The sequence below is a fragment of the Acidimicrobiales bacterium genome (genome assembly GCA_036399815.1).
GTDB lineage: Bacteria > Actinomycetota > Acidimicrobiia > Acidimicrobiales > DASWMK01 > DASWMK01.
On the sequence record DASWMK010000130.1, the window covers coordinates 1 to 3547 of the forward strand.

Here is a 3547-nt window from a genome sequence, read left to right on the forward strand (position 1 = left end):
GCTCCCCGTGATCTGGCCGTCGACCTTCATGCCGGGCACCCTAGCCAGGCCCGGTGCGGGCCTCCCGGGCCGGAGGCCGGCGGTGGCGGCGCGGTCAGTCCCGGCCCTGGTCGCGCAGGAAGCGCTCGACCTCGGCGGCCAGCTCGTCGCCGCTCGGCAGCGACCCGCCGCCGCCGAGGAGCGAGTCCGCCGCGCCCTCCTCCGCGTCGTACTGGGCCTCCAGCTGGCGGACCATGGCCTGGTGGTCGTCGTTGCCGGCGACCAGCGCGTCGAGCCGGGACCGCGTCGCCGCCGCCTCCTCGGCCAGCTCGCCGGTCTCGAGGTCGAGCCCGGTCACCGACCGCAGCCCCTCGACCAGCGCGGCCGACGCCGGCGGGTACGGCATGGCCGACACGTAGTGCGGCACCTGGGACCACAGGCCGACGGCCGGCAGCCCGACCTCGGCGCAGCGCCGCTCGATGGCGGCCTGCACGCCACCGGGCACGTCGATCGTCCCGCGCACGAAGCCCACCTGCTCGGCCAGCTCGGTCGTCGTCGCCGTCGCCGACAGGCGGCTCGGCCGGGTGTGGGGGAGGGCCGCCGGGTAGGCGCCGAGGCCGACGACCATGCGGACGCCGAGCTCCATGGCGAGGTCGACCGTCGCCCGGGAGAACGCGTGCCAGTGGTGGTCGGGCTCGGCGCCGACGAGGAGGAGGAAGTCGGTGCCCCGGCGGTCGGCCGCGGCCCGCAGCTCGATCGTCGGCCACGTGAGGCCCGTGTTCACGCCGTCCACGAGGTGGAGGACGGGGCGACGGGCCCGGTGGTCGAGGAGGAGGTCGGCGTCGAAGGTGGCGACCGTCGTCATCTCCAGGTGCTCCATCACCGCGCTGACCGCGCCGGCGGCGCCGAGCCCCGCGTCGATCCACCCCTCGAGGACCATGACGAGCACCGGCGCGTCGAGCTCGGGCGCGTCGAGCAGCTCGAACAGCTTCACGTCAGGCCACCCGCGCCATCGCCGTGCTCGCCGCCTGCGCCAGCCGCTCGACCTGCTCGGCGAAGCCCTCGAACCCCGTCCCCGTCCGGCCCATGGCGCCGCCGAGGTAGCGGGCGTACACGCCCTCGATGATGCAGGCCAGCTTCCAGTAGCCGAAGGCGACGTAGTAGTCGACGGCGCCGACGTCCCGCCCCGACCGCTCGGCGTACCGGGCCAGCAGCTCGGCCCGGCCCGGGAACCCCTCGACCACGGTCGGCGCCGTCAGCAGGGCCGGGTGCTCGTCGGTCGGCTCGGTCCAGTAGACGAGGAGGAGGCCGACGTCGGCCAGCGGGTCGCCGAGCGTGCAGATCTCCCAGTCGAGGACGGCGACGACGCGCGCCTCGTCGTCGAGCATGCAGTTGTCGAGGCGGTAGTCGCCGTGGACGATCGAGGCCGGCCCCTGGTCCGGCATCGACGACGCCAGCGCGGCGTGCACTTCGTCCACCACGGGGAGGTCGCGGGTCTTCGACTGCTCCCACTGCCCGTGCCAGCGCCGCAGCTGGCGCTCGATGTAGCCCTCCTTGCGGCCGAGGTCGCCGAGGCCGACGTCGTCCGGGTCGACGGCGTGGATGTCGGCCAGCACGTCGACCAGCGAGTGCCCGGCGGCCCGCCGCTGGGCCTCCGTGAACGTGGCGCGGGCGCCGTCGGCGTCGCGGATGACGTGCCCGTCGACGTAGCCCATCACGTAGAACGGCGCGCCGTTCACGTCGGCGTCGTCGCAGAAGGCCAGCGCGGGCGCCACCGGCACCGGCGTCGGCCCGAGCGCGGAGATGATGCGGTGCTCGCGGCCCATGTCGTGCGCCGTCGCCAGCACGTGGCCGAGGGGCGGGCGGCGGAGCACGAAGCGGTTCCCGGCGGCGTCGGTGACCTTGTAGGTCAGGTTGGAGTGCCCGCCGGCGATCAGCTCGAACCCGAGCGGCGGGGTGGCGCCGTCGACGTGGCGCTCGAACCAGTCCGTCACCCGGCCGACCTGCACCCCCTCCACCCGCTCGGTGTCCACGGGCGCCACCGTACCGCCCACCCACCGGGGGGAATGAGGCCGGGGCGTGGGCCGTTTCGCAGGTACGTGATCCTCGACGTCACCGATGCCACGTTCCAGACCGAGGTGCTCGACCGCTCCGAGAGCACGCCCGTCGTCGTCGACCTGTGGGCGCCGTGGTGCGGCCCGTGCCGGTCGCTCGGCCCGATCCTGGAGCGGGTGATCGAGGCGACCGACGGGTCCGTGGCGCTCGCCAAGATCAACGTGGACGACAACCCGAGGACGATGGCGACCTTCGCCCAGTCCCTCGGCGTCCAGGGCATCCCCGCCGTGTTCGCCTTCCAGGACGGCAAGGTCGTCGACGGGTTCATCGGCGCCCAGCCCGAGGCCAACGTGCAGGCCTTCGTCGACCGGCTGCTGCCGACCGAGGAGGAGACCGAGCTGTCCCGGCTGCTCGCCGCGGGCGACGAGGCGTCGCTGCGGGAGGCGCTCGAGCTCGAGCCCGGCAACGAGCAGGCCGTGGTCGCGCTCGCCGAGCTGCTCGTGGACAAGGGCGAGCGGGACGAGGCGCTGGCCCTGCTCGAGCGGGTGCCCGAGTCGGCCGAGACGCGGCGGGTCGCCGCCCTCGCCCGCACCGGGCTCGACCCCGCCGGGGCCGACATCACGGCCAAGCTCGATGCCCTACTTGATCGGGTCAAGGGCGACGACGACGCCCGCCGCGAGTTCGTCGACCTGCTCGAGCTGCTCGGGCCGGAGGACCCCCGCACGAACGACTACCGGCGCCAGCTGACCGCCCGGCTGTTCTAGGGCGGGCACCGGTCGGGGTCCCTCGTCGGTCGGTCGTCGGTCGTCGGTCGTGCGGCTGGAGCGGCACCGCGGCTGGTGGCTGCTGGTCGGCGGCCCCGTGCCGCCGGGGGCCGACGCCATCACGATCGGCCGGGTCGTGTCGGTGCGGCGCGAGCGCGCCGGGTCGGCCCGGCTCGTCCGCCACGAGGTCGAGCACGTGCGGCAGTGGCGCGAGCTCGGGGTCGTCGGGTTCCTGTGGCGGTACGTGGGGGCGTACCTGCGCTGGCGGGTGCGGGGCTACCCGCACCGGTCGGCCTACCTGCGCATCCCGCTCGAGATCGAGGCCGACTGGGCGGCGAGGCGCGACCCCGACCCGTCGAGGGTCTTCGACGCCTGACCCCGGTTCGGGGCGCCGGACGGTGGGCCGCCCCGTCGGCGGCGCGAGGCCGGCGCAGCCCTGCGCTACGGTGAGCGTCGGTCGGACCTCCGGCCTCCTTCCCCCGAACCGCCGTTGACCTGACGCGCCCGGGAAGGTGTGCCGCCCATGCCCCACGTCGACCCTGCCGCCTCCGCCCGTCCGCTCGGCGCGGCCGCGTTCGATCGACCCGCCGGCTCCCCGCCGTCGACCGCCGACGCCAGCGATCCCGGCCCGCCGCCCCGCCCAGAGCTCCGGGGGACCGCCGACCCGAGCGATCCCGGCCCGCCGCCCCGCCCAGAGCTCCGGGGGACCGCAGACGCGAGCGATCCCGGCCCGCCGCCCCCCCCAGAGC

General features: G+C 75.5%; 4 protein-coding genes. 2 read left to right on the top strand and 2 right to left on the bottom strand.

Annotated elements, in window-relative coordinates; genetic code table 11:
* Positions 1-94: 94 nt before the first annotated feature.
* The gene (locus VGB14_09055) at positions 95-973 is read right to left on the bottom strand and encodes a PAC2 family protein (protein ID HEX9993060.1); all 879 of its coding nucleotides are present in this window, start codon (positions 971-973) and stop codon (positions 95-97) included.
* 1 nt (position 974) lies between these two features.
* Positions 975-2012 (bottom strand): phosphotransferase family protein, encoded by a 1038-nt coding sequence (locus tag VGB14_09060; protein ID HEX9993061.1) that lies wholly within the window; start codon positions 2010-2012, stop codon positions 975-977.
* A gap of 66 nt (positions 2013-2078) precedes the next feature.
* Here VGB14_09060 and VGB14_09065 point away from each other — a divergent pair, with 66 nt between their 5' ends.
* Positions 2079-2798 carry a tetratricopeptide repeat protein gene (locus VGB14_09065; GenBank protein ID HEX9993062.1) on the top strand — a complete coding sequence of 240 codons (720 nt, stop codon included), beginning with the start codon at positions 2079-2081 and terminating at the stop codon, positions 2796-2798.
* Between the two features lie 49 nt (positions 2799-2847).
* Positions 2848-3174 (top strand): hypothetical protein, encoded by a 327-nt coding sequence (locus VGB14_09070; protein ID HEX9993063.1) that lies wholly within the window; start codon positions 2848-2850, stop codon positions 3172-3174.
* The last annotated feature ends 373 nt before the right edge of the window (positions 3175-3547 follow it).